Genomic DNA, 23,893 nt, shown 5'->3' with positions numbered 1-23,893 from the left:
ACCGGTCAGGCCAGCCCCCGGCGGGTCACCGACGGCGGGCGGTCACCGCGGATCGAGGCCACCATGTCCAGCACCCGACGGGTGGGTCCCACCTGGTGCGCCCGGAACACCCGGGCGCCCAGCCAGGCGGAGACCGCCGTGGCGGCGAGCGTCCCCTCCAGCCGTTCGGCCACCGGCAGGTCCAGCGTCTCGCCGATGAAGTCCTTGTTGGAGAGCGCGACCAGCAACGGCCAACCGCTGCCGGTCAGCTCGTCCAACCGACGCGTGATCTCCAGCGAGTGCCGGGTGTTCTTGCCGAAGTCGTGAGCCGGGTCGATGAGGATCCCGTCGGGGCGTACCCCCGTCGCCACCGCGCGCTCGGCGAGCCCGGTCACCGTCGTGACCACGTCGGCGACCACGTCGTCGAAGGCCGCCCGGTGTGGCCGGGTCCGTGGCACCAGGCCACCCGCGTGTGAGCAGACCAGACCGGCGCCGGTCTGCGCGGCCACCCGGGCCAGCGCCGGGTCGGCACCCGACCAGGTGTCGTTGAGCAGGTCCGCACCGGCAGCCACGGCCTCGGTGGCGACCTCGGCGCGCCAGGTGTCGATGGAGATCACCACCTCGGGGAACGCGGCCCGGACGGCGGAGATGGTGCCCACGGTGCGCCGGATCTCCTCGGTGGCGTCCACCTCGGCGCCCGGGCCGGCCTTCACCCCACCGATGTCGATGATCTCGGCGCCCTCGTTCACCGCCCGCTCCACGGCGCGCAGCGCGCTGTCGGCGGCGAAGGTGGCGCCCCGGTCGAAGAACGAGTCCGGGGTGCGGTTGACGATCGCCATCACCACCAGCTCACCGGGGGCGAACGTCCGCCCACCGAGCCGAAGCGCCCCGGCCATGCCCGCCTCCCGAGAGTTCGCACCGCCGCTGCCGCGCCGGCCGGTCCCGACGCTAGCCGGTCGGATGGCTGCCGCGCCGGGCGGGCATCGGGGCTGATCCTGATCAGGGTGGGTGGCGGGCTCGCTCCCGGCCCGTCCGCCGTGCCACGATCAGTGACATGGGTCAGCTTCTGCTCCTCCTGGTCGTGGCGTTGACCGTCGCGGCGGTCGTGTTCGGCGTGACGGTGCTGGTCAGCGGTCGTGATCCCGGCCTGGTGCCGGTCGAGGCCGACTCGCTGGCCGTGCCGTTGCCCGGCACCCGGCCACTGCGCGAGTCCGACGTGGGCGCGGTTCGTTTCGACACCGCGTTGCGCGGGTACCGGATGGCCCAGGTCGATCAGGCGATGCGCCGCGCCGCCTACGACATCGGTTACAAGTCGGAGCTGATCGGCGTGCTGGAGGCGGAGGTCATCGCATTGCGGGACGGCCGGATCGCCGACGCCGACGTGCTGCGCCAGGCTCGCGAACAGGCGGACGCCAGCAGCGCGGCGGTCGGCAGCGTGCCGGTCGACGGCGTGGCGGGCGAGTCGGCCGTGGGTGCCCAGCCGGTCGACGACGCCGATTCCGGCGCGGCCCCGGCCGGCTCGACCGTCGGGGAGCCGCTGCCCGACGCCACCGCCTCCCCGGCGGATGCCGACGGCGTGGCGCCGGCCCACGGTCAGCCGACCAACGGTGTCGGGCAACACGGCGCGGTGGTCCGGTCGGAGTCGGCGTGACCGACCCGCAGGGCTCTGACGATCTTCGCGAGGCGGCCCAACCGGGCGCTGGCGAGGTGACCGCGACGGTCATCGTCAAAGCTCCGGCGGAGCGGGTCTTCGCCGCCCTGCTCGCCTGGCACCGCCAGTCCGACTGGATCCCGTTCACCAAGGTGCGGGTGGTCGAGGGTGACGGCCGCGAGGGCAGCCTCATCGAGGCGGTGACCACGCTCGGCCCGGCGGTGCTGCGCGACGAGATGCGGGTGACCCGGGTCGACGAGCCCTACGAGATCGGCGTCGTGCACTGCGGCCGGATACTGCGCGGCCCGGGCGTGCTGCGCTGCACCCCGCTGGCCCGGGATCGCACCCAGGTCGTCTGGCACGAGTGGTTCCACGTGCCGGGCGGCCCGGCGGGCCGACTGGCGTGGCCGGTGCTCTGGCCCGGGTCCAAGGTCGGTCTCACCCAGGCGCTGAAGAGGTTTGGCCGGCTGATCGAGCAGGGTCGACTACCCTGACCACCGCCGGCGCGGGCTGCCAGCCCGGCGCGCGGAACAGGTGCCCGACACGGTGCCGCCACACTGTCGCCGCGCGCACGTCCCGGGCGATCGAGACGTACTCGTGGAAGGCCACCTGGATCGGGTTGTAGCTGCCGACATTCTTGGTCAGGCCGTACACGCAGCGCTCCCGCTCCGGCGCGAACGAGCCGAACAGTCGGTCCCAGATGATCAGGATGCCGCCGAAGTTGCGGTCCAGGTAGCTGCCCTGCGAGGCGTGGTGCACCCGGTGGTGCGACGGGGTGTTGAACACGGCCTCGTACCAGCCGGGCAGCCGGTCGATCCGTTCGGTGTGGATCCAGAACTGGTAGAGCAGATTGACCGAGCCGCAGAACGCCACCACCGCCGTGCACACCCGCCAGGACCAGCGGCAGGTAGAAGATCCAGCCGGTCAGGCTGGTCCACGGTTGCCGCAGCGCGGTGGACAGGTTGAACCGCTGCGACGAGTGGTGCACCACGTGCGCGGCCCAGAGGATCCGAACCACGTGGTGGCCTCGGTGCGACCAGTAGTAACAGAAGTCCTGCGCCAACAGGATCAGCGGCCAACTCCACCAGACCTCGGCCACCCGCAGCGGGGTGAGCGCGTAGAGCAGCGCGTAGGCGGCGGCGATCGGCACCTTCCAGAGCAGGTCGGTGAAGACGCTGCCCAACCCCATCGCCAGGCTGGTGGCGGTGTCCGCGCCGCCGTAACCGACCTCGTCGTCGTCGCGGTGCAGCAGGTAGGACACCCGCTCCAGCACGACGAGCAGCAGGAAAGCCGGGATCGACCAGGCGATGACGTCCGGGAACTCCTTCATCGCGCCGCCTCCGCTCGCCGTTGCCGCCCGGAAACGCGGCGGTGGGTGACCCCGCCCTACCGGTCGGTAACCACGACCATAGGCAGCCGGCCGGCCGGTGGCAATGGGCTGTCGGTGCGATGCCCTAGCGTGTGCAGCGTGACTGACCTGGTGATCGGTGCCGACGGGTTGCCGCGCTGCGCCTGGGGGGCGAGCACCCCCGATTACGCCATCTACCACGACACGGAGTGGGGCCGGCCGCTGCGCGGCGACGACGCGCTCTACGAGCGGATGACCCTGGAGGCGTTCCAGTCCGGGCTGTCCTGGCTGACGATCCTGCGCAAGCGCCCGGCGTTCCGGCTGGCCTTCGACGAGTTCCGGATCCAGACCGTCGCGGACTACGACGAGACCGACGTGACCCGGCTGCTCGCCGATGCCGGCATCGTCCGCAACCGGGCCAAGATCGAGGCGGCGATCTCCAACGCCCGGGCCGCGCTCGACCTGCCCGACGGGCTGTCCGCGCTGCTCTGGTCGTACGCGCCAGCGCCCCGGCCGACCCGCCCCGCCTCGTTCGCCGAGGTCCCGGCGATCACCCCGGAGTCGACCGCGATGGCCAAGGCGCTCAAGAAGGGCGGCTTCCGGTTCGTCGGCCCGACCACCGCGTACGCGCTCATGCAGGCCACCGGCATGGTCGACGATCACATCGTCGGCTGTCACGTCACGCTCCCACCGGCGGCGTGATGGGATGGCAGGCATGACGACCGAGACCGCGTACCGGGCCGACGGGACCGGCCACGCCGACGGGGCGGGCACCTGGGCCGTGCTGCTGCCGGCCGAGCGCTATGAGGCCGAGCGGCTCGTGCACCACGACACGCTGGAGCTGACCGGGCTGCCCGACGTCGGCCAGCCCAGCGCGGGTGACCGGGTGGCGGTGCTGGCCGACGAGCCGCCTCGGCTGGTGGCGCTCGGTCGGGTCACCGCGCCGGCCCTGGCGCACCGGGAGGACCCGGACGACCCGCAGTCCCCGGTCGAGCCGGGGGCGCTCGTCGTGGCGTACACCCGGAGGGCCTTCGACGAGCCGGTGCCCGCCGACCGGCTGACGCTCGACGGGCCGGTCACCGCACTCGACCCGGCGGCGTTCCGGGCGCTGGCCGACCGGCTCGGCCCACCCCCGGCGCGGCGCACCTGGTTGGTCAGCCTCGACCTGCCGATCGAGGCCGGCACGCCGGCCGAGGCGGTCCGCCTGTTCTGGTCCTACGTGCAGGAGCTGGGGCCGCGTGAGCTGCCCGCCTTCGTCTCGCCATCCGGGGACGAGCTGGCCATGCAGGCGTTCGTGCTGGGCGCGGAGGCCAACCAGGACCCGGAGGAAGACGACTGAGCTCCCCCCGCCGTAGCTCCCCCGGCCTGTAGACCCGGGCTGCCCGCGACCGATTGGTCGCGGGCAGCTCAGTGTTGGGACGAGGCGCCCCAGGCGGTAGGCGACCCGCTCTTCAGCCTCGCAGCACCGGTCGCATCAGAGACACGTCCATCGCACGGCGCGCAGAGCTCCTTGCTCGTCCGTGGCGTAGCCGGCGATCGTCCGGCCGTCGTCGCTGATGTCGGTCGCCTCGTCGTAGCTGTCTTCGGCGGCGGCAGCCAGGCCGGGCAGTTCGACGTACTGTGAATTGGCTCGGAGGAGCGGCTTCTGGTTCAGCCCGCTACCGACGAGCCATCCGGACGCGTTCGCGTTGGACAGATGGTCGAATCGGGGGAAAGCCTGCGGCTCACCTGTCACCTGCCACCGCACTTGCTGCCATGCGCCGTCCGTGGACAACGCACGTCCGGTGATCCAACCTGCGCGGATGGTGAACGCGGCGCTTCCGTCCGCGGCGCCCGGTAGCGACGGCAGCACGTTGACCTTGCCGTCGGGCGTCCAGATCGTGGCCCGTTCGATCCCATTGACATCGAACTGGGACCCGACGACTGTGCCGTCGTCATCGATGTCGTGCGCCTCGGCCCCGACGGCGCCCTTGGGCAGAGGCAGGAACACGGCCGTGCCGCCGACGATTCCCCTGGCTGGCCAGAGGACAGGCTGCAGGTCCGCCGTCTCGCCCACGACATCACCGCGCTGGTTGATCCCGTTGGCCGTCCCGGAGGCGACGCCCGGTAGTGAGCTGGCTTGCCCATTTCGGATGATCGAAGGAGCTAGTGGTTCCCAGGTCTGCTCGTCGTAGCTCGAAGCCACGGCGACTCCCGAGGCATTCACGTCATTGATGATCTGATCGATCCCAGGGATCTTCACCACGGTCGGCGCGCCACGGTCCCAGAGCACCGGTACCCGGGCATAGCCGCCATCCTGCGGGTAACCGCGACCGGCGACGTAACGGCCACTCGGATCCGCCGCCGTAGCGATGCTCAGGCGCCAGGTCTTGTCAGTCTCGGTAAGTCGCTCGACCAGGCAGGACGTTACCGAGTCCGGTGCTCCCGCATCTGCCATCGCGGCATTCGGCGCAACCAGTGTCGTGGCGCCCGCCAGCAGCAGGAGAATGCCAACTCTCATCGTAAATTCCATTCGGCTTCATGGCCTGTCGGCCGCCCTGTGTACAGCAGAGCTTCCGATCCGCTTCACGCCGAGGGTCCGATCCGCGCAGATCGGGCAAGATGGGCTTGCTCCTCGTCGTCCCTTCAACCCGTTCTCCGATCTCAGTCACCACTACAGACGCCACACGACTCCGGATCTATCCATCGCCGCCTGTACTCAAGTCCAGGCGATCGTGGAGTCAACGCGGAGACCCCGGCCCGCTGCCAGCGAGACGCTGCCTAGAACAGAGTGCTCAGCCGCCCCCGCCAGTCGGCGAGCACCGGGCCCGGATCGGTGTCCAACACCCGTTCGAGCAGCGTGGCGTAGACGTCCCGGAAGTCGGTGGTGTATTTCAGGTCGCCGTCGTCGAGGTCGGTGAGGCTCGGTGCCTCGCCGTGCCAGCCGCCGCGCACCCCGGCGCCGAGCAGCAGCAGGTCCGAGGCGGTGCCGTGGTCGGTGCCGTCCGACGCGTTGGCCCGGACCCGGCGGCCGAACTCCGAGTAGACCGCCACCACCACCTTCCGCCCCGCCTCGCTGCGACTCATCCGGTCGGTGAACCCGGTCAACGCCCGGTCGAGCTGACCCAGCAGGACGGCCTGCAACTGCTTCTCGTCGGCGTGCGTGTCGAAGCCGCCCAGCGACACCGAGAACACCCGGGTCGACACCCCGGCCTCGACACACTGCGCGACCAGGTCCAGCTGCGCGTCCAACGGTGTGCGCGCCCCGCCGGTGGCCGTCGCGGGCGCCTCCTCGCCGTCCGGGTCCGGGGCGTCCGCGTCGGCGGAATCCCGGACCTCCCGGATCATCTCGTCCACCGAACGCAGGTCGGCGAAGCAGGCGGCGGCCCGGGCCCGGGCCGCGGACTCGCCCGCCTCGGCAGCGGCGAACGCGGTCAGCGTCTCCGTCGACAACCCCTTGGTGGCCTTCCGGTCGGTCACCGGCACCGAGGCACCCGCACTGCTCGCGCCGGCCAGCAGCGGCGGCAGTGCCGGCTCGAACGAGACGGCCAGCCGGGGGTCGCCACCCGCCGCGTCCAGCCAGCGGCCGAGCCAGCCGGTGTTGCCCGGCCGGTCCGGTTGGGCGGTGTGCCAGATGTCCATCGACCGGAAATGACTGCGATCCGGCTTCGGGTAGCCGATTCCGCGTACGATCGCCAGCCCGTCGCCGGACCAGCGCTTCTGCAACCCGACCAGCGCAGGGTTGAGGCCGAAGTCGTCGTCCAGCCGCAGCACCTCCCCGGCCGGGTACGCCAGCTCGGGCCGCGCCGCCGCATAGGCCGGATCGCCGTACGGGATCACGGTGTTCAGGCCGTCGTTACCGCCGTAGAGGGTGACCAGCACCAGGGTGCGAGACTCCGGATCGCGGTCCCCGGCGGTGTCGAGCACGTCCCGCAGGCCGTACGCGCCGGCGCCGGCGGCCAGTGCGCTCGCGCCGACCACCCCACTGGTCAGCAGGAACTTCCGTCGGGTCAGGGTGTCCATCGGTCGACTCCTCCGCTCAGCTGACGGTGTATTCGGGGCTGACCAGACCGGCCGCCAGGAGCTTCCGGGGTTCGTTGGCCAACGGGGTCAGCGCGGCCCGGGTCCGTCCACCCCAGCCGTCGACCACCAGCAGCCGGGCCAGGGCGTCCGGCCGGCCGGCGGGAGGTGCCGCGGTCAGCCGGGTCAGCACCGCCGGCGCCGCGGCTGCGGCCAGCAGTGCGGCCATTCGGAGCCGGGCCTGCAACGACGAGGTCGTCAGCCAGGCGGCACCGGCCGGCCAGCCGCCCACGCTGGGCGGTCGCAGCGGCACCTGGTCCAGCGCGTTCAGGCCGGGAAGCAGCTGCTTGCGCTGCTGCTCGGGCAGGGCGGAGGGGCGGACGCCGAGCTGCCGCAGCGCGCCCACCAGCCATTCGACCGGCTGCTTGACCAGGGTGCCGCGGGTCTGTGCGAAGGCCGGGGAGGTGAACAACGCGCGCAGGGTGGCGACGGTGTCCGCGCCGGCCAGACCCTCCGGCACGGGGACCTCGGTGCCGGCGTAGCGGAACCAGAGCCGGTTGGCGACGAACGTCGTCGCCCCGGTTTGGGCGGCGAGCAGCTCGGCGTACGACTCGGTGTCGAACCGACCGCTCTGCCCGAGGATGGTCTTCTCGCCCGGGTCGTGCCGACGGGCCTCGAAGCGGGCCACGCCGGTGCGCCGGTCCACCACCCAGCCGGTGAGCGCCCGGGCGCCGGCCTTCACGTCGGCCTCGGTGTAGCCACCGATGCCGAGGGTGAACAGTTCCATCAGCTCGCGGGCCAGGTTCTCGTTCGGTGCCTTGCGGGTGTTCTTCTGCCCGTCCAGCCACACGATCAGGGCCGGGTCGCGCACCATCGCGGCGACCAACGAGCCGAACGGCCCTCGTCCGTGGCGGCGCAGCGTCTCCAGCTGACCCAGCATCATCCGCGCCGACTTGACCTTCTGCGCGCTGGTCGCCCAGTGCCCGTGCCAGAAGAAGAGCAGCTTCTCGGTCAGCCCGTCCTCGGCCGCCACCATCCGGTCCAGCCACCAGAGGGTCAGCCCCTGGAGCTGTTCCCGGCGCTGCGCGTTGGCCTTCTGCCGCTGCTCACGGCTGGACTCCTTGGTCAGCGCGGCGTACGGATCCGCCGGCAGCGCCGGCACCGGGGTGGCCAGCGCACCCCGGTCGGCACGGGCCGGGTCGAGCAGGCTGGCCAGGGTCGCCGCCGGTCCGGCCCGTTCGGCCACGTCCACCTCGTCTGCGGTCGGCCCGAAGGTCGCCCGGCGCAACAGGTGCGCCACCGCTTCGCGATCGGTCATGTTCGCTGACGCTAGGCGGCCCGTGTTCGAGGACGGTAAGGACGGGGTGCGAATCGCGTTCAGTGCCCCTCGAAGACCGGTTTCTGCTTGGCGACGAAGGCGAGGGTTGCCGCCCGGTGGTCCGCCGTGGCACCGCAGATCGCCTGCGCCTGCGCCTCGGCGGCGAGGGCGTCGGCCAGGGTGCCGGCGTCGGCGATGGAGAGCTGCCGCTTGATCGCCCCGTACGCGACGGTGGGGCCGGCGGCGAGCCGAGCGGCCAACTCCTGCGCGGTCGGCAGCACCTGCTCGTCGTCGTCCGTCAAGCGGTTGAGCAGCCCCAGTCGGCAGGCCTCCTCGGCGCGGACCGGCTCGGCCAGCATCAGCAACTCCACCGCCTTGGCGTGACCGACCAGCCGGGGCAGCGTCCAGGAGGCGCCGGTGTCGGCGGCGAGGCCGACCTTCGCGAAGGCCATCAGGAAGCTAGTGGTCGGGCCGCCGATCCGGATGTCGGCGAGGAAGGCCAGCGACGCGCCGGCCCCGGCAGCCATCCCACGGACCGCTGCGACGACTGGCTTGGGCAGGTTGGCCAGCCGGGCGGCGATCGGGTTGTAGTGCGCCCGCACCGTGCCCAGCGGGTCGTTGGCGGAGTTCTCCAGGGTCGACACGTGCTCGCGCAGGTCCTGGCCGGCGCAGAACGAGCCACCCGAGCCGGCCAGCACGACCGCTCGGCAGGACCGGTCGGCCTCCAACTCGGCCAGGGTGTCGCGCAGCGCCTCCTTGAGGGCCACGTCGAGCGCGTTCATCGCGTTCGGCCGGTTCAGCGTGAGGGTGACGACGGCGTCGGTCCGGTCGACCAGCAACGGCTCGGTCACGTGTTCAACGACCCTTCTGTCGGACGATCCGGTTGCCGGCGTCGAGGCACTGCGCGACGTACCGGTCGGCGGCCGGACGCAGGCGGGCCGCGTGCCGGTCGAAGAAACTGGCCGCGGCGGTGCCGGACCAGCGCTCGGGCAGCAGCGCCGGGGGCAGCTGCGGGTCCCGGAAGAGGAAGGTACGCCACGCGTGCACGAGCCGGAACCGGGCGGCGTACGCCTCCTCGTCACTGCTGCGGACGGTGACCGCGCTGAGCAGCGGGCGCTGCTCGGCGACGAACCGCTCGTAGGCGCGGCCGATCTCGTTCAGGTCCCAGGCGCGGCGGACGACGCCCATCGCGCCCGGGGTGCCGGCGAAGTGTGCGGCGGTGAACCGCTCAAATCTGACACCGGCCTCGCTGAGCAGCAGGTCGACGTCCTCGGCGGGGCGGGTGGCCACCCAGGTCTGCTCGTCCAGCGTGCCGTAGCCGAGGAAGCTGAGGTTGGCGGCGAGCCGTTGCCGGTCCCGGCGGGAGCCCGGCGCGTCCAGCACGAGCAGATCGAACCGGCCGTCCCAGCTCACCCGGCCGGTCCGGTAGATCCGGGCCGCCGCTTCGTCCAGTCGCCGGGCGGCTTTCGGTGTGATCGAATATCCCGGTCCGGATGCCAGTCGGAGCGGATCGAGCCAGCCCTGACGCACCATCCGGGACACGGCGGTACGAACGGCCGGCGGCGCAATTCCCAGCGGTGCCAGTAGCTTGACCAGGGCGGCGACCGGTGCCCGGCCACCTCGCGGTCGGAGGTGGTCGCCGTACAGGTCGAAGAGTGCCGACCGTGCCTGCATGACCGCACATTGTGACAGGCCTTCTCAAGATAAGCTAGATGCTGTTACATCAATGCTGCTCCGGTTTGGGTCCGGCGGTGTTCATCAGGGAAAATCGTTGGTCGACACCCCCGCGACCGTTGCGGGTGGTCGTGACGAAGTGGCTGTGGGGCAACCCACCGACCCTGGTGTAGGTCTGAGGGGAGACAACATGGCGGCGATGAAGCCGCGGACGGGCGACGGTCCGCTGGAAGTCACCAAGGAGGGTCGGGGCATCGTCATGCGGGTCCCGCTGGAGGGCGGTGGCCGGCTCGTCGTCGAGATGACTCCCGACGAGGCCAACGCGCTCGGTGACGCGTTGAAGGCAGCGGCCGGCTGAGCGAGGAGAGACCCGGGCGGCCTGCGCCGCCCGGGACGATCCTCGGTCCCTGAGCCACCGGTTCCTCCGGTGGCTCAGGGACTTCATCGGTGCGGGCAGACGCGCCCGTTCCCGCTCCGCGAGACTTTCCTGGAGGTACGGTTCCGCGTGCTCGCCATTCATCCGGTCACCGAGCCCGACCGGCTCGACGTCCTTGTCCTGCCCGTCCGCCCCACCACTCCGGCAACGGGTGAGGGTGCCGCGGCCGAACCGGTGCCCACCGCCGTGACGACCCCGGACGGCACCGCCGACGAGGCCGCCGCGCTGGCCCCGGCAGCCCGGCTGACCGGCCGTGCCGGCGAGATCCGCACCCAGCTTCGCCCCGGGCGTACCCCTGGCCGGCTCCTGCTGCTCGGCATCGGCGACGGTGGCGAGGCGGCCTGGCGGACCGCTGGCGCGGCCCTGGCCCGCTCCGCCGCGGATGAGACGCACATCACCATCGCGCTTCCGGCCGACGTCACGCCGGCCGCGGTCCGCGGACTGACCGAGGGGCTGCTGCTCGCGTCGTACCGGTTCCGGCTGACCGAGGCCGGCGACCGACCCGCGCTCGACTGCGTCGACCTGCTGCTCACTGATCCGGCCGAGCACGAGGCCACCATCGCGACCGCGCGGACCACCGCCGCGATGACGCACCTCGCCCGCGACCTGACCAACGCCCCCTCGTCGGTGAAGAACCCGCAGTGGTTCGTCGACCAGGTGGCCGCGGCCGCAGCCGACCTGCCGGGCCTGCGCCTGCGGGTCCGTGGCCCGGCCGAGCTGGCCGCCGAGGGCTTCGGCGGGATCCTCGCCGTGGGCGGTGGCTCGGCCAGCGACCCGCGCCTGCTCGAGGTGGAATGGCACCCGGCCGACGCCCGGACCCACGTGGTGCTGGTGGGCAAGGGCATCACCTTCGACACCGGCGGCATCTCGATCAAGCCGGTGCCGGCCATGAAGCTGATGCGCAAGGACATGGGCGGCGCGGCGGCGGTCGTCGCCGCCACCCTCGGCGCTGCGACGCTGGGGCTGCCGGTCCGGGTGACCACGCTGGCCCCACTGGCCGAAAACATGGTCAGCGGCTCCGCCTTCCGCCCCGGCGACGTCATCCGGCACTACGGCGGCACGACCAGCGAGACGACCAACTCCGATGCCGAGGGCCGGTTGGTCCTGGCCGACGCGCTGGCGTACGCGGTTCGCGAGCTGGCACCCGACCTGCTGCTCGACCTGGCCACCCTCACCGGTGCCAACGCGGTGGCGCTGGGCAAGCGCACGGCCGCCCTCTACAGCGAGAACGACCGACTGGCGGCCGACGTGCTGGCCGCGTCCGAGGCGGCCGGCGAGGCGGCCTGGCGGATGCCGCTGCACCCCGACTACGTCGAGTACCTGAGCAGCGACATCGCCGACCTGTACAGCGCACCGAGCCAGGGTGCCGGGTCGGTGCTGGCCGCGCTGTACCTGCGCGAGTTCACCGGCGAGCTACGGGACCGCTGGCTGCACCTGGACATGTCCGCCCCGTCCTGGGCGGACGGCGACCATGCCGAGCTGACCCGCGGCGCCACCGGCTGGGGCGTCCGCTCGTTGCTGCGCTGGCTGGCCAGCGTCGACTGACCGGCGTCAGCACTTCACCGCGGCGAGCACCCCGTGACCGACCGGGAGCAGCGCGGGGATCCAGTGCTCCGACTCCCGCACGGCCTTGATCGTCTCGCGGACGGTCACGGTCTCCGCGTCCCGGGCGGCCGGGTCACCGATCCGGCCGCCGGCCAGCACGCCGTTGAGCGCGAGCACGCCGCCTGGGCGCAGCAGGCGCAGGGCCGCCTCCACACAGGCGTGGAAGCCGGTCGCTTCGGCGTCCACGAACACCAGGTCGTACGCCCCGTCGGCGAGCCTCGGCAGCACGTCCAGCGCGCGTCCGGTGATGATGCGGGTGCGACCACCGGCGAAGCCCGCCTCGGCGAAGATCCGCCGAGCGATCCGCTGGTGCTCGACCTCCACGTCGATGGTGGTGAGCACGCCGTCGACGCGCATGCCCCGCAGCAGCCAGACCCCGCTCACTCCGGTGCCGGTGCCGATCTCCACCACGGCCCGGGCGTTGCCGGCCGCGGCCAGCAGCCGCAGTGCCGCTCCCGCGCCGGGCGTGACCGCGTCCAGGCCGACCTCGTGGGCCAGGCTGCGGGCCGTGCGGAGGACGAGATCCTCGGTGACGTACGACTCGGCGAACTGCTGAGCCTGGGCCATGGAACTGCCGGAACCGGCGACCGTGGCGATGGGGCACCTCCGGGCGGCGCGTGGTGCGGGGGCGGGTTGGCAACTGAGAGCGTAGAGGCGACCGTCGCCGAGCGCAGCCGCGCCTCCGTCCCTCGCGATCGGCGGGGGCAACCGCTGACTCCACTGACGGCATCCGTGCAATCCTGGAGGCGGTATCCCGTCAGCCGCGACCGAACCGGTCCGTGGCCGGGCGACGCGGCGCGGGATCCGGGGACGGACTGGGAGGCACCGACGTGACCGACGGCTGGGAGTGGCGCCGGGGCGGTGAGACTCCGGCGCGACCGCCCGGGGCAGGGACCCCGCCAGCGGGGTCGCCGACCGCGCCAGCGGATGCCAACGAGCCCGCAGCCCTGCCCGAAACGCCTACGGCCTCGCCGGGTGCGCCTGCGGCCGTGTCCGGTGCGCAGGGGAGCTGGCCGAATCAGCCTGCGGCCGTGCCCGGTGCGCAGGGGACCTGGCCGAATCAGCCTGCGGCCGTGCCCGGTGCGCCTGCGGCCTGGCCGAACGCGCCTGTGGTCTCGCCGGGTGGACCTGGCGTCGGTTCGCCGTCGCCCTGGTGGTCGGATGCGCTCGCCGATCCGTGGCGGGACCCGGCGGCACCGGCCGCAGTGGTGCTCCCCGCCGTGGTCACGGCCGGCACCGAGCCCGAGCCGGTCACCGATCCGGACGCACCGGGCCGGCCGAAGCTGCGCCAACTGCTGCTCATTCCGGTCATCACGGCGTTGCTCGCCGGCACCCTCGGTGGCGCGCTGGGTTACGCGTTCGCGGTGCGCGGTGGGGTCGGTGGGACGGTGCTGGGGGCCGAGGCGGCAGAACCACCGGCGTTGGCCCAGCGCAAGCCGGAGTCGCTGGCCGGGGTCGCGGAACGGGTCCTACCCAGCGTGGTCACCGTCCGGATGACCAGCCTCGGTGGGACGAGCGAGGGCTCCGGCTTCATCGCCAGCGCAGACGGCCACGTGATCACCAACGATCACGTGGTGGCCGGCGGCACCGGCAAGGCCTCGGTGATCTTCAATGACGGCAGCTCCGCGCCGGCGACCGTGGTCGGGCAGGATCCGGAGTCCGACATCGCGGTGATCAAGGTGAACCGGACCGGGCTGCGGCCGGTGGAGTTCGGCGACTCCGAAGCGCTGGCGGTCGGCGACCCCGTACTGGCCATCGGCTCGCCACTCTCGTTGGCCAACACGGTCACCGCCGGCATCGTGAGCGCCCTGGACCGGACGATGCAGGCTGGCGAACCGGGGGGCCCGGTGCGCTACTACGCGGCGATCCAGACCGACGCCGCGGTCAACCACGGCAACTCGGGCGGCCCGCTCGTCGACGGTGCCGGGCGGGTGGTGGGGGTGAACTCCACCATCAAGTCGCTCGTCGCCGAGGGGCAGGAGGCGGGCAACATCGGCCTCGCCTTCGCCATCCCGATCAACCAGGCCAAGCGGGTGACCCAGGACATCATCGGCACCGGCAAGGCCCGGCGTACGGTGATCGGCGCCCAGGTCGGCGGGCCGGGTGCCGGCGGCGGGGGCGGTGGCGGGGGCGTACGGCTGGCCGCCGTGGAGCCGTCCGGGCCGGCGGCCGATGCCGGGTTGAAGGTCGGCGACGTCATCCTGAAGCTCAACGGCCGGCCGATGACCGAGCCCACGGACCTGATCGCTCTGGTCCGCAAATTCGCCCCGGGCTCGGTGGTGACCGTCGAGTTCCGGCGAGGGGCCAGCCGGCAGAACACTTCGGTCACTCTCGCCGCGGATGCCAAGTGAACTGCGGGTCACCCCCTGCCGGAACGGTGCCCGGCGTGCGTAGTCTTGCTGCTGACGCCGAGAGGAGGCCCGCGGGATGCTCGACAACCTGAACTGGTGGGAGATCGGTGCGCTGCTGCTCCTGGCGCTGTTGATCTTCGGTGACCGGCTGCCCGCCGTCATCAACGACGGCATGCGCATGGTGCGCAACCTGCGCAACATGGCCCGCAACGCCACCGGTGACCTGAGCCGCGAGCTGGGCACCGACATCCAGCTCGAGGATCTGCACCCGAAGGCGTTCATCCGCAAGCACCTCCTCAGCGAGGAGGACGAGGCGGCGATCCGCAAGCCGTTGCAGGGCGTCTACGACAACCTGCGCGCGGACGTCACCGGCGTGCACAACGACCTGAAGGACGTGGCCAACGCCGCGGACCTGCGCTCGAGTGGGCCCCGCTCCGGCACGGCCACCGGGACCCCGTCGGCGCCGGCCCCCCGGGTCAGCTACGACGACGCCACCTGACCGACCCGCCACCCGTCCGGCCCGCACTTGTCTAGCCGGACCCACCGACCCTGGATCGAGCCGTGATCAACTCGGTTTCCAGGAAGTCGGTCGATCAATCGGCGGAGATGCCCCGACTTCCTGAAAGTCCAGTCGATCATGCCGGCGGCGGGCTTGTAGGCCGCGCGCGGTGGATCGGGTGCTCAGCGCCCGGCGGCCCTGTAGGCCGCGCGCGGTGGATCGGGCGCTCAGCGCCCGGCGGGCTTGAGGCCGAGCGGCTTGCCGAGCAGCGACTCCCGACGCAGCGCGAGCCGATCGGCCACGACACCGAGCGCCTGCGCGGCCGGCGACTCCGGCTCGGCCAGCACGATCGGATTGCCGGCGTCGCCGGCCTCCCGGACGCGCGTGTCCAGCGGGATCTGCCCGAGCAGCGGCACCTGTGCGCCGATCGTCCGACTCAGCGACTCGGCGACCGCCGCGCCGCCGCCGGCACCGAAGATCTCCATCCGGGAGCCGTCCGGCAGCTCCAGCCAGGACATGTTCTCGATGACGCCGACCACCCGCTGGTGGGTCTGCAGGGCGATCGCGCCGGCCCGCTCGGCCACCTCGGCGGCGGCCGTCTGCGGGGTGGTGACGATCAGGATCTCCGAGTTGGGCAGCAACTGGGCCAGCGAGATGGCCACGTCGCCGGTGCCCGGCGGCAGGTCGAGCAGGAGCACGTCCAGATCGCCCCAGTAGACGTCGGCCAGGAACTGCTGCAACGCCCGGTGCAGCATCGGGCCACGCCACACCACGGCGGCGTTGCCCGAGGTGAACATGCCGATCGAGATCACCTTCACGCCGTGCGCCTGCGGCGGCATGATCATGTCTTCGACCCGGGTCGGGCGGCCGTCCGCGCCGAGCATCCGGGGCACCGAGTGGCCGTAGATGTCCGCGTCGACCACGCCGACGGAGAGCCCACGTGCGGCCAGCGCCGCCGCCAGGTTGACCGTCACGCTGGACTTGCCGACGCCGCCCTTGCCGCTGGCCACCGCGTACACCCGGGTCCGTGAGCCCGGCTGGGCGAACGGGATGACCGGCTCCTCGGTGGCGCCACCGCCGCGCAGCTGCGACTGCAACGACTGCCGCTGCTCGGTGCTCATCACCCCAAAGTCGATCTCCACGCCGGTCACCCCGGGCACTGCGGCGACCGCAGCGGTGATGTCCGTGCGCAGCTTGTCCTTGAGTGGGCAGCCGGCGACGGTGAGCAGCAGTTCGACCCGTACGACGCCGCTGTCGGCGATCGTGGCGGAGCGGACCATGCCCAGCTCGGTGATGGGCCGGCGGATCTCCGGGTCGTTGACGGTGGCCAGGGCGGCCTGGATCGCGTCCTCGACGGTGCGCACGGGTGCTGACATGCCCGCAATGCTACGTCGCGGGGCATCCGCGCCAGCCGCTGGCCGGGGCGGTGTGAGCGAATCGATGACCCGTCTCGGCGGCCGGTCAGCTGTCCTGTCGGCGCGGCCCCGCGCCATCCGGCCGGGTGTCGCGTGCGAAGTCGCCGTCCAGGTCGTCGCGAGGCTCGTCCAGCCCCTCGCCGCCGATCGCCCGCTGACCGCGCTTCTCCGGGCCGCCCCTGTCCTGTTGGCGGCGCTCCAACCGCTGCCGGCGCTGCCCCGCCTCGTCCAGCTCCTCGGCCAGCCGGGCCAGCTCGGAGCGGAGGAAGTCGCGGGTGGCCACCTCGCTGAGCGCGATCCGCAGTGCGGCGATCTCCCGGGCCAGGTACTCGGTGTCCGCCTTCTGCGCGGTCGCCCGCCGCCGGTCCTCCTCCAGCGCCACCCGGTCCCGGTCGGCCTGCCGGTTCTGCGCCAGCAGGATCAGGGGTGCCGCGTAGCTGGCCTGCAGGGACAGCACCAGGGTGAGGAACGTGAAGGTGTACGGGTCGAAGCGCAGGCTGGCCGGGGCCAGCGTGTTCCAGCCGAACCACACCGCGATCACCACCGTCATGTAGACGATGAAGTTCGCGGTGCCCATGCTCCGGGCGATGCCCTCCGACCAGCGGCCGAACGCCTCCGCGTCGAAGCGGGGCAGCTTGACGCCGCGAGGCTCGCGCGGCTGGTCGAGTCGTGGTGCCCGCCGCTGGTCAGCCATCCGCGCCATCCAACACCGGGTCGGTGGCGCTCGGGCTGCCGACGGCGTCCCGGTCCCGCCAGTCCCGAGGCAACGAGTGGTCGAGCACGTCGTCCACCGTCACGGCGCCGACCAGCCGGTTGTTCCGGTCGATCACCGGCATGGCGACGAGGTCGTAGGTGGCCATCCGGCGGGTGATCTCCGGCAACGGAGTGGTGGGGCGCAGCGGGTCGATGTCGTTGACCACCACCTTGCCCAGCAGATCCGCCGGTGGCTCGCGCAGCAGCGACTGGAAGTGCACCATGCCCAGGTAGCGGCCGGTCGGGGTGTTCTGCGGCGCCCGGGTCACGAAGACCTGGGCGGCGACGGCGGGGGAGAGCTGGGGCTCCCGGATCCGGGCGAGCGCCTCGGCGACGGTGGCGTCCGGCGGCATGATGACCGGCTCCGAGGTCATCACGCTGCCCGCCGTGCCGGGGGTGTACTTGAGCAGCTGGCGGACCGGGTCGGCCTCGTCCGGCTCCATCAGGTCCAGCAGGACGTCCTGCTCCGGCGGAGGGAGCTCGTTGAGCAGGTCGGCGGCGTCGTCCGGGTCCATCTCCTCCAGCACGTCGGCGGCCCGCTCCCGGTCCAGTGCAGCGAGGATCTCGACCTGGTCGTGCTCCGGCAACTCGCTCAGTACGTCGGCCAGCCGCTCGTCGTCCAGCGCGGCCGCGACCTCGTTGCGCCGCGCGTCGGGCAGGTCCTGTAGCGCATTAGCCAGGTCGGCCGGGCGCATGTCCTCCAGTACGGCGAGCAGGTTCGCCGTACCCCGGCTGTCGGCGATGCCGCTGAGTCCGCGCACGCGGTCCCACTCCACCTGGTGCAGGTGGCCACGGCGGGTGAGCCGGCCGGTCTGCTCGCGGACCGCGACCCGGCTGAGCGACCACTCGCCGCCGCGGGTGCACTCCATGGCGATGTCCACCACCGCACCGGGCTGGCCGCCCGGGTCGACCTGCACCCGCCGGTCGAGCAACTCCTGGAGCACCAGCAGCTCGTTCGGCCGCTTCTCGAAGCGCCGCAGGTTGAGGGTGCCGGAACCGAGCACCACCGCGTCCGGGTCGATCGAGGTGATCCGGTTGATGGACAGGAAGATCCGCCGACGCATGGGCATCTCGGCGACGAGACCCACCACCTCCGGGGGGCGCTTGGTCGCCCGGAGTCGGGCCACCGCGTCGCGAATCCGCCCCACCTGGTCGCCGTTCGGATCGAAGACGGCGACTCCGGCGAGGCGGGCGATGTAGACCCGGGTCGGCGTGCTCACAGCATCAGCCTAAGCGCCTAGTGTTTATCAACATGTCGACCTTGGCCTACGAGATCGTGGACGTCTTCACCGATCGCCCGTTCGCCGGCAACCCGCTGGCCGTGGTGTTCGGTGCGGAGGCGCTGGCCACGGAGCAGATGCAGGCGCTCGCGCTGGAGTTCAACCTCTCCGAGACGGTGTTCGTGCTGCCGCCGACGCAGGTCGGCGCCACCTACCGGGCCCGGATCTTCACCCCGGTCGAGGAGTTGCCGTTCGCCGGGCATCCCAGCGTCGGCGCCGCGGTCACCGCGCGCCGACGCGGAATGTTCGGTGTGGGGCAGGTCACGCAGGAGTGCGGGGCGGGTGTGCTGCCGATCGAGGTGACCGCGTCCGGGGCGACGCTGACCGGTGGCACACCCACCCTCGGCCCCGAACTGGATCCGGAGCCGTTGCTGGAGATCGCCGGGTTGGTCGCGGCCGACCACGTCGGGCCGGCGCCGCGGGTCGCCGGGTGCGGGCTGGAGTTCCCGTACCTGCCGGTACGGCCGGAGTCGGTGGCTCGCGCCATGGTGAGTCCGGCGGCGGCGGAACGGTACGGGGTGTCGCACGTCAGCGTCTTCTCCTGGGACGCCGCCACGCAAACCGCGCACGCCCGGGTCTTCGTGCCGGGCATCGGCGTGCCGGAGGACCCGGCGACCGGCTCGGCGGCGCTCGGCCTCGGCGTCTGGCTGGTGGCCAGCGGTCTGCTGCCCGGCGAGGGGCAGTCCCGCTTCGCCGTGCGGCAGGGCGCGGAGATGAACCGACCGTCCGCGCTGACCTGCACGGTCACCGCGGCGAACGGCGCGGCCGTCGGCGCGACGGTCGCCGGTGAGGTGATGCCGGTGGCCCGAGGTGAGATCGCCGTGCCACCCTTCGTGGGCTGAGGCCGCACGCGGGGCTCGATGGGGAAGGATGCGGGTGTGACCGACGAGGGCGCTCCGGCCGGCACGCCGCTGGTCGACGAGGCGATGAAGAAGGCCGCCGTGGCCTGGGTCAGCGTGGCCGGTGGTCCGGCGCTGGCGCTGTGGTGTGCCCCGCTGGAGGGCGCGCTCCTCGTGGTCAGCGGCCCCGGTGAGCAGGCCGCGCCGGGGCTTGCCGACGCGACCGAGGCGCAGGTCACCCTGCGCGGTGATCACGGCGGCCGGATCGTCACCTGGCCGGCCCGGGTGACCCGGCTGTTGCCGGACACCGAGGCCTGGGCCACCACCGCGCCGCTGGTGGCGGGGAAGCGGTTGAACGCCCCGGGCCCGACGGCCGACCTGGTGGCCCGTTGGGCTGCCGACGGGTGCGCGGTCAACCGCCTCGCCCCGGCCGGCGAGCCGCTGGCCGGCGCCGACCTGCCGGCCGACGCGCAGGCCGAGCCACCCCGGGACACTCCGGCGGTCCGGGCAACCCGCAAGCCGTTCCGCCTGCACCGGGTCCGCCGACGCTGACCCGCGCAAACGCCGTGGTCAGCCGGCCCGACCGCCCGCGCCGACGACCTCTGGGCCGACGAGGTCGAGCACCTCGGGCAGCGCGCCGAGCACCGGGCCCTGCCAGTCGAGGTCGGCGTTGAACACCATGTGCTCGCCGAGGTCGGGCGCGGCCAGCCGGACCGCACTCATCCCGGCCCGCTCGGCGCCGGTCAACTCCTGGCTGCCGCCGTCGCCCACGTACAGGCAGTCGGCGGGCGTGAGCCCCAGCCGCTGGCAGGCGGCCAGGTAGAGCGCCGGATCCGGCTTGCACCGCCCGACCTGCACGGAGAAGACCCGCACGTCGAGCAGCGGCGCCACCGCCAACTGCGGCAGGAAGGCCGGCAGCTCGTGGGTGCAATCGCTGATCACTCCGGTGCGCACCCCCCGCTGGCGTAGCGCCGTCAGCACCGGCACCGCGTCGGCCCGGAGCCGGGTGTCCGCGCGGACGGCCGCGTGCCGGGAGGCCACGGCCGCGCGCACCGCACGGTCATTCGGGTGTACGCCGGCCTGCGCGCAGACCCAACGCAGGGTCGCCTCGGCGTTGCCGAAGTGGCCGGTGGCCCGCTGGTAGAAGGTCCGATCCAGCACCGCCGTCAGCACGTCCGCGGGGCAGCCGAGCAGCTCGGCGGTGCCCCGGTGCGCGGCGCCCCGCTGGATCGAACGGGTCAACGTGCCGAAGAAGTCGAACAGCACCGCCTGGTACCTGGGCATGGGGGTGGCGCCTCCGGACGGTAGGGGGTCGTCCGCGCGGACGGGCGTGATCGTAACGGAGCGCTGACGGTCCGTGCCGTCCCGTGATCGTGTGAGGATGCACCCCGTGCCCGCACCTCACCACCGCCCGCCACTGGACCCGCTGACCACCGGGGCGGTGGGCCTGGCCGTGGTCGCCGTCTCGTCGTCGGGACCGCTGATCGTGTACGCCGCAGCCCCCGCCCTGGCCATCGCGTTCTGGCGCAACCTGCTCGCGGTGGCGGTGTTGAGCCCCTTCTCGCTGTCCCGTCGGCGCGTCGAGTTCCGGGCCTTGGCCAGTCGGGTGGGCCGGAGGGAGGGCCTGTTCTGCGTACTCTCCGGGGTGGCGCTGGCCGCGCACTTCGCCACCTGGATGCCGAGCGCCCAGCTCACCTCGATCGCCACGGCCACCGCCCTGGGCGCCACCCAGCCGGTCTGGCAGGGGCTGATCGCCCGCGCGCAGGGTCGCCGGCTACCACCGCTGGTCTGGATCGGCATCGCGGTGGCGGTCGGCGGCGCGGTGGTCGCCACCGGGGCGGACGTGGGCATCTCCGGGCGGGCCGTGCTGGGCGACCTGCTGGCGGTTGCCGGCGGCATGTTCGCCGCCATCTACACCGCCTTCGGCGAGCGGGCCCGGGCCAGCATCAGCACCACCACGTACACCACCATCTGCTACGGCATCTGCGCACTGGTCCTGCTGGTGGTCTGCCTGCTCGGCGGGGTCCGGCTGGTCGGCTTCGACGGGCGTACCTGGCTGGCCATCCTGGCCCTGGTGGCCGGCGCCCAACTGCTCGGCCACTCGATGTTCAACTACGCCCTGCACCGGATACCGGCGACCACGGTCAGCGTGCTGATCCTGCTGGAGGTGCCGGGCGCGGCCCTGCTCGGGTGGCTCTGGCTGGGTCAGTCGCCGCGCCCGCAGGCGTTGCTGGGACTAGCGCTGGCGCTGGTCGGAGTGGCGGTCGTGGTGCTCGGCGGTGCGCGAGCCGGCAGCCGTGCCGCCCCCACCGCGTTACCCGCCGACCCGGTCCCGCTGAACGGCTGACCGGAGGCCACGCCCTCCCCTCCCCGCCCCTCCCCTCCCCTCCCCGCCTCGCCTCGCCTCGCCGATCTTGCAGTTTCGGTCGCCGATTTGCGTGGGATGCCCGCTACGTCGAGGCAGCAACCGCAAGATCGCGGGAAGGGGCACCTCGGGCCTCGTTGACTATGCAAGCGTGGTGCCACGATTGTGCTAAAGCAACCACTTTGTCGCTCACCACAACTCCATGATCGACGGAGTGGACGGGGTTAGCTTTCGTTCACCTCGATCACGCGGGCGGTCGGTGCGGTCTCGCCGAGGGCGGCACGCAGCGCGGTCCGATCCGGGTCAGCTATGAATGCCTCGTATCCGGCGCGGCGTCGAACCGGATCACGTGCACCTCGGCCTGCCCGTCGGTGCTGCGCAGCCGCCGGTCCAGTCGACCACCGTGCCGGCCGAGGAGGGCCAGCACCGCGTCCTCGTACCGTCTCCCGGCCTCTTCGGCCCCGGCGGCGAACTCGACCACCGCGACCAGGTGCAGCACCTTCGCCACGCTACCCATCGATCCCGACGGCCTTGGCGCTGGCCGCCCAGAGCCGGGCGGCGAGCTGCGGATCCCGCGCCTTGCGGTACGTCCAGCGCAGCCGCCGGTCGGCGTAGTAGCCGCCGTCGACGAGTCGGGACGGGTCCTGGTTGGCGAGCCAGACCAACGTCTCGGCGCCCTTCTCCGGGCTGCGGAACGGCAGGAACCGCATGCCCAGCGCGGCCAGCCGGCTGTCGTTGGCGAACCGGGTGCGCACCACGCCGGGGTGGAAGCTGTGCGTGGGGATGGCCGGCCAGCGACGTGCCGCCTCGCTGGCGAAGAGGATGTTCGCCTGCTTGCTGGTGCCGTACGCGACCAGCGGCCGGTAGCGGCGCAGCGGCTTGTTCAGGTCGTCCGGGTCCAGCGCGCCGCTACGGTGCGCGCCGGAGGCGGTGACCACGATCCGGCCGACCCGGTCGGCGAGCAGGTTGGTCAGCAGGAACGGCGCCAGGTGGTTGGCCTGGATGGACAGCTCGAAGCCGTCGACCGTGGTGAGCGGCTGGAGCGCGATCGCGCCGGCGTTGTTCGCCAGCACGTCGATCCGGTCGTACGCGGCCCGCAACTGCTCGGCGAGCCGGCGTACGTCGTCGAGCACCGCGAAGTCGGCTCGGAACAGTTCGGGACGCTCGCCCGCGTTCTCCCGTACGCGTGCCGCCGCGGCCTGCAGGCGTGCCGGGTCCCGCCCGACCAGTACCACCTGGTCGCCCCGGCAGGCCAGGTTGACCGCAGCCGCGAGCCCGATCCCGGAGCTGGCCCCGGTCACCACCACCAGTCGTCGCCCAGTGAGATCTTCCACAGGTCCATTCACCCCGGTCATGGCGTGAGGTTACCGTGGCGTCACCACGCCCTTTGGGATCGTTAAGTTCTAGGAGCACATTCATGGCCGCAGTCGGTCGTCCCCGCCGGTCCTGCCTCGCCGTACCGGGTTCCAGCGTGAAGATGCTCGGCAAGGCGCAGGGGCTCCCCGCCGACCAGGTCTTCCTCGACCTGGAGGACGCCGTCGCCCCGCTGGCCAAGCCGGATGCGCGCAAGAACATCGTGGCCGCGCTCAACGAGGGTGACTGGGCCGGCAAGACCCGGGTGGTCCGGGTCAACGACCTGACCACCCCGTGGACCTACCGGGACGTCATCGAGGTGGTCGAGGGCGCCGGCGCGAACCTGGACTGCATCATGCTGCCGAAGGTGCAGGACGCGGCCCAGGTGCAGTGGTTGGACCTGACACTCACGCAGATCGAGAAGACGCTCGGCCTGGAGGTCGGCCGGATCGGCATCGAGGCGCAGATCGAGAACGCCGCTGGCCTGGTCAACGTGGACTCCATCGCAGCCGCGTCGCCCCGGGTCGAGACCATCATCTTCGGCCCGGCCGACTTCATGGCGTCGATCAACATGAAGTCGCTGGTGGTCGGTGCGCTGATCCCGGACTACCCGGGGGACCCCTACCACTACATCCTGATGCGGATCCTGATGGCCGCGCGGATGCACGACAAGCAGGCCATCGACGGCCCGTTCCTGCAGATCCGGGACGTCGACGGCTTCCGCGAGGTGGCCAGGCGCTCGGCGGCGCTGGGCTTCGACGGCAAGTGGGTGCTGCACCCGGGCCAACTCGACGCGGCGAACGAGGTCTACTCGCCGGCACAGGCCGACTTCGACCACGCCGAGCTGATCCTCGACGCGTACGAGCACTACACCTCGGAGGCCGGCGGCCGGCTCGGTGCGGTGATGCTCGGCGACGAGATGATCGACGAGGCGTCCCGCAAGATGGCACTGGTGATCGCCGCAAAGGGCCGGGCCGCCGGGATGAGCCGTACCTCGTCGTTCACCCCGCCGGCGGAGTGAGCGCGTC

25 protein-coding genes and 1 pseudogene are annotated in these 23,893 nt (G+C 72.4%); 12 read left to right on the top strand and 14 right to left on the bottom strand.

The genetic code is table 11. The features are described 5' to 3' along the window. Positions 1-5 precede the first annotated feature (5 nt). Positions 6-875 (bottom strand): dihydropteroate synthase, encoded by an 870-nt coding sequence (gene folP, locus V6V47_RS15170; RefSeq protein WP_334628838.1) that lies wholly within the window; start codon positions 873-875, stop codon positions 6-8. A 158-nt stretch (positions 876-1,033) separates the two neighbouring features. On the opposite strand from folP, the gene V6V47_RS15165 reads away from it, so the two are divergent. Together V6V47_RS15165 and V6V47_RS15160 are read left to right on the top strand one after the other, a co-directional pair. Continuing rightward, a complete protein-coding gene (locus V6V47_RS15165; protein WP_334628837.1) occupies positions 1,034-1,630 on the top strand; it encodes a DivIVA domain-containing protein in 597 nt (198 codons plus the stop codon). Next, a complete protein-coding gene (locus V6V47_RS15160) occupies positions 1,627-2,124 on the top strand; it encodes an SRPBCC family protein (RefSeq protein ID WP_334628836.1) in 498 nt (165 codons plus the stop codon). The genes V6V47_RS15165 and V6V47_RS15160 overlap by 4 nt, the downstream gene beginning before the upstream one ends. Here V6V47_RS15160 and V6V47_RS15155 read toward each other — a convergent pair. Continuing rightward, positions 2,069-2,819: pseudogene (locus V6V47_RS15155) on the bottom strand (sterol desaturase family protein). The gene V6V47_RS15160 and the pseudogene V6V47_RS15155 overlap by 56 nt on opposite strands. 279 nt (positions 2,820-3,098) lie before the next feature. Here V6V47_RS15155 and V6V47_RS15150 point away from each other — a divergent pair. Both V6V47_RS15150 and V6V47_RS15145 read left to right on the top strand, forming a co-directional pair. Beyond that, entirely contained in the window at positions 3,099-3,680 is a 582-nt protein-coding gene (locus V6V47_RS15150) for a DNA-3-methyladenine glycosylase I (protein WP_334628835.1), read from the top strand. 13 nt (positions 3,681-3,693) lie between these two features. Further along, positions 3,694-4,317, top strand: coding sequence for a hypothetical protein (locus tag V6V47_RS15145; RefSeq protein ID WP_334628834.1), 624 nt, complete (start codon positions 3,694-3,696; stop codon positions 4,315-4,317). Between the two features lie 135 nt (positions 4,318-4,452). Here the strand turns inward: V6V47_RS15145 and V6V47_RS15140 are convergent, their stop codons facing one another. The 5 genes from V6V47_RS15140 to V6V47_RS15120 form a co-directional block, all read right to left on the bottom strand. Next, on the bottom strand, positions 4,453-5,478 hold the full coding sequence (locus V6V47_RS15140) for a hypothetical protein (protein ID WP_334628833.1): 1,026 nt from the start codon (positions 5,476-5,478) through the stop codon (positions 4,453-4,455). Positions 5,479-5,738: 260 nt separating this feature from the next. After that, positions 5,739-6,980 carry a DUF1501 domain-containing protein gene (locus tag V6V47_RS15135; protein ID WP_334628832.1) on the bottom strand — a complete coding sequence of 414 codons (1,242 nt, stop codon included), beginning with the start codon at positions 6,978-6,980 and terminating at the stop codon, positions 5,739-5,741. Positions 6,981-6,996: 16 nt separating this feature from the next. Beyond that, positions 6,997-8,295, bottom strand: coding sequence for a DUF1800 domain-containing protein (locus V6V47_RS15130; protein ID WP_334628831.1), 1,299 nt, complete (start codon positions 8,293-8,295; stop codon positions 6,997-6,999). 59 nt (positions 8,296-8,354) lie between these two features. Then, entirely contained in the window at positions 8,355-9,146 is a 792-nt protein-coding gene (locus tag V6V47_RS15125; protein ID WP_334628830.1) for an enoyl-CoA hydratase-related protein, read from the bottom strand. Positions 9,147-9,150: 4 nt separating this feature from the next. Then, positions 9,151-9,969, bottom strand: a complete 819-nt coding sequence (locus tag V6V47_RS15120; protein WP_334628829.1) for a PaaX family transcriptional regulator — start codon at positions 9,967-9,969, stop codon at positions 9,151-9,153. Positions 9,970-10,159: 190 nt separating this feature from the next. Between V6V47_RS15120 and V6V47_RS15115 the strand changes: the two genes are divergently transcribed. Both V6V47_RS15115 and V6V47_RS15110 read left to right on the top strand, forming a co-directional pair. Continuing rightward, complete coding sequence (locus V6V47_RS15115) at positions 10,160-10,327, top strand: DUF3117 domain-containing protein (protein ID WP_007455245.1); 168 nt, start codon at positions 10,160-10,162, stop codon at positions 10,325-10,327. Between the two features lie 147 nt (positions 10,328-10,474). Then, the gene (locus tag V6V47_RS15110; protein WP_334628828.1) at positions 10,475-11,950 is read left to right on the top strand and encodes a leucyl aminopeptidase family protein; all 1,476 of its coding nucleotides are present in this window, start codon (positions 10,475-10,477) and stop codon (positions 11,948-11,950) included. Between the two features lie 6 nt (positions 11,951-11,956). Here V6V47_RS15110 and V6V47_RS15105 read toward each other — a convergent pair whose 3' ends face one another. Further along, positions 11,957-12,577 carry an O-methyltransferase gene (locus V6V47_RS15105; RefSeq protein WP_334628827.1) on the bottom strand — a complete coding sequence of 207 codons (621 nt, stop codon included), beginning with the start codon at positions 12,575-12,577 and terminating at the stop codon, positions 11,957-11,959. A 506-nt stretch (positions 12,578-13,083) separates the two neighbouring features. Between V6V47_RS15105 and V6V47_RS15100 the strand changes: the two genes are divergently transcribed. Both V6V47_RS15100 and V6V47_RS15095 read left to right on the top strand, forming a co-directional pair. Continuing rightward, positions 13,084-14,361: a S1C family serine protease gene (locus V6V47_RS15100; protein ID WP_334628826.1), complete on the top strand. Its 1,278-nt coding sequence runs from the start codon at positions 13,084-13,086 to the stop codon at positions 14,359-14,361. A gap of 76 nt (positions 14,362-14,437) precedes the next feature. Next, on the top strand, positions 14,438-14,860 hold the full coding sequence (locus V6V47_RS15095; RefSeq protein WP_334628825.1) for a preprotein translocase subunit TatB: 423 nt from the start codon (positions 14,438-14,440) through the stop codon (positions 14,858-14,860). Between the two features lie 227 nt (positions 14,861-15,087). Here V6V47_RS15095 and V6V47_RS15090 read toward each other — a convergent pair whose 3' ends face one another. The 3 genes from V6V47_RS15090 to V6V47_RS15080 all read right to left on the bottom strand — a co-directional run bounded on the left by V6V47_RS15090 (position 15,088) and on the right by V6V47_RS15080 (position 18,248). After that, positions 15,088-16,236, bottom strand: coding sequence for an Mrp/NBP35 family ATP-binding protein (locus V6V47_RS15090; protein WP_334628824.1), 1,149 nt, complete (start codon positions 16,234-16,236; stop codon positions 15,088-15,090). 85 nt (positions 16,237-16,321) lie between these two features. Beyond that, positions 16,322-16,969, bottom strand: a complete 648-nt coding sequence (locus V6V47_RS15085; RefSeq protein ID WP_334628823.1) for a DUF1003 domain-containing protein — start codon at positions 16,967-16,969, stop codon at positions 16,322-16,324. Further along, complete coding sequence (locus tag V6V47_RS15080) at positions 16,962-18,248, bottom strand: magnesium transporter MgtE N-terminal domain-containing protein (RefSeq protein WP_334628822.1); 1,287 nt, start codon at positions 18,246-18,248, stop codon at positions 16,962-16,964. Before V6V47_RS15080 ends, V6V47_RS15085 begins: the two co-directional genes overlap by 8 nt. 32 nt (positions 18,249-18,280) lie before the next feature. On the opposite strand from V6V47_RS15080, the gene V6V47_RS15075 reads away from it, so the two are divergent. Both V6V47_RS15075 and V6V47_RS15070 read left to right on the top strand, forming a co-directional pair. Further along, entirely contained in the window at positions 18,281-19,150 is an 870-nt protein-coding gene (locus V6V47_RS15075; RefSeq protein WP_334628821.1) for a PhzF family phenazine biosynthesis protein, read from the top strand. An 18-nt stretch (positions 19,151-19,168) separates the two neighbouring features. Then, positions 19,169-19,699: a hypothetical protein gene (locus tag V6V47_RS15070; RefSeq protein ID WP_334628820.1), complete on the top strand. Its 531-nt coding sequence runs from the start codon at positions 19,169-19,171 to the stop codon at positions 19,697-19,699. A gap of 18 nt (positions 19,700-19,717) precedes the next feature. Here V6V47_RS15070 and V6V47_RS15065 read toward each other — a convergent pair whose 3' ends face one another. After that, positions 19,718-20,431, bottom strand: coding sequence for an HAD family hydrolase (locus V6V47_RS15065; protein WP_334628819.1), 714 nt, complete (start codon positions 20,429-20,431; stop codon positions 19,718-19,720). A 106-nt stretch (positions 20,432-20,537) separates the two neighbouring features. Here V6V47_RS15065 and V6V47_RS15060 point away from each other — a divergent pair, with 106 nt between their 5' ends. Next, a complete protein-coding gene (locus tag V6V47_RS15060) occupies positions 20,538-21,494 on the top strand; it encodes a DMT family transporter (protein WP_442934237.1) in 957 nt (318 codons plus the stop codon). Positions 21,495-21,819: 325 nt separating this feature from the next. On the opposite strand, the gene V6V47_RS15055 is transcribed toward V6V47_RS15060, so the two are convergent. Continuing rightward, complete coding sequence (locus V6V47_RS15055) at positions 21,820-22,029, bottom strand: hypothetical protein (RefSeq protein ID WP_334628817.1); 210 nt, start codon at positions 22,027-22,029, stop codon at positions 21,820-21,822. After that, positions 22,022-22,846: an SDR family NAD(P)-dependent oxidoreductase gene (locus V6V47_RS15050; protein WP_334628816.1), complete on the bottom strand. Its 825-nt coding sequence runs from the start codon at positions 22,844-22,846 to the stop codon at positions 22,022-22,024. Before V6V47_RS15050 ends, V6V47_RS15055 begins: the two co-directional genes overlap by 8 nt. Positions 22,847-22,929: 83 nt before the next feature. Here V6V47_RS15050 and V6V47_RS15045 point away from each other — a divergent pair, with 83 nt between their 5' ends. Next, complete coding sequence (locus V6V47_RS15045) at positions 22,930-23,886, top strand: HpcH/HpaI aldolase/citrate lyase family protein (RefSeq protein ID WP_334628815.1); 957 nt, start codon at positions 22,930-22,932, stop codon at positions 23,884-23,886. Positions 23,887-23,893 lie beyond the last annotated feature (7 nt).

The sequence above is a fragment of the Micromonospora sp. CPCC 205539 genome (assembly GCF_036906815.1).
Classification (GTDB): domain Bacteria; phylum Actinomycetota; class Actinomycetes; order Mycobacteriales; family Micromonosporaceae; genus Micromonospora.
Note: the sequence above shows the minus strand (reverse complement) of the source record. Positions and strands in the feature narration are given on the sequence as shown.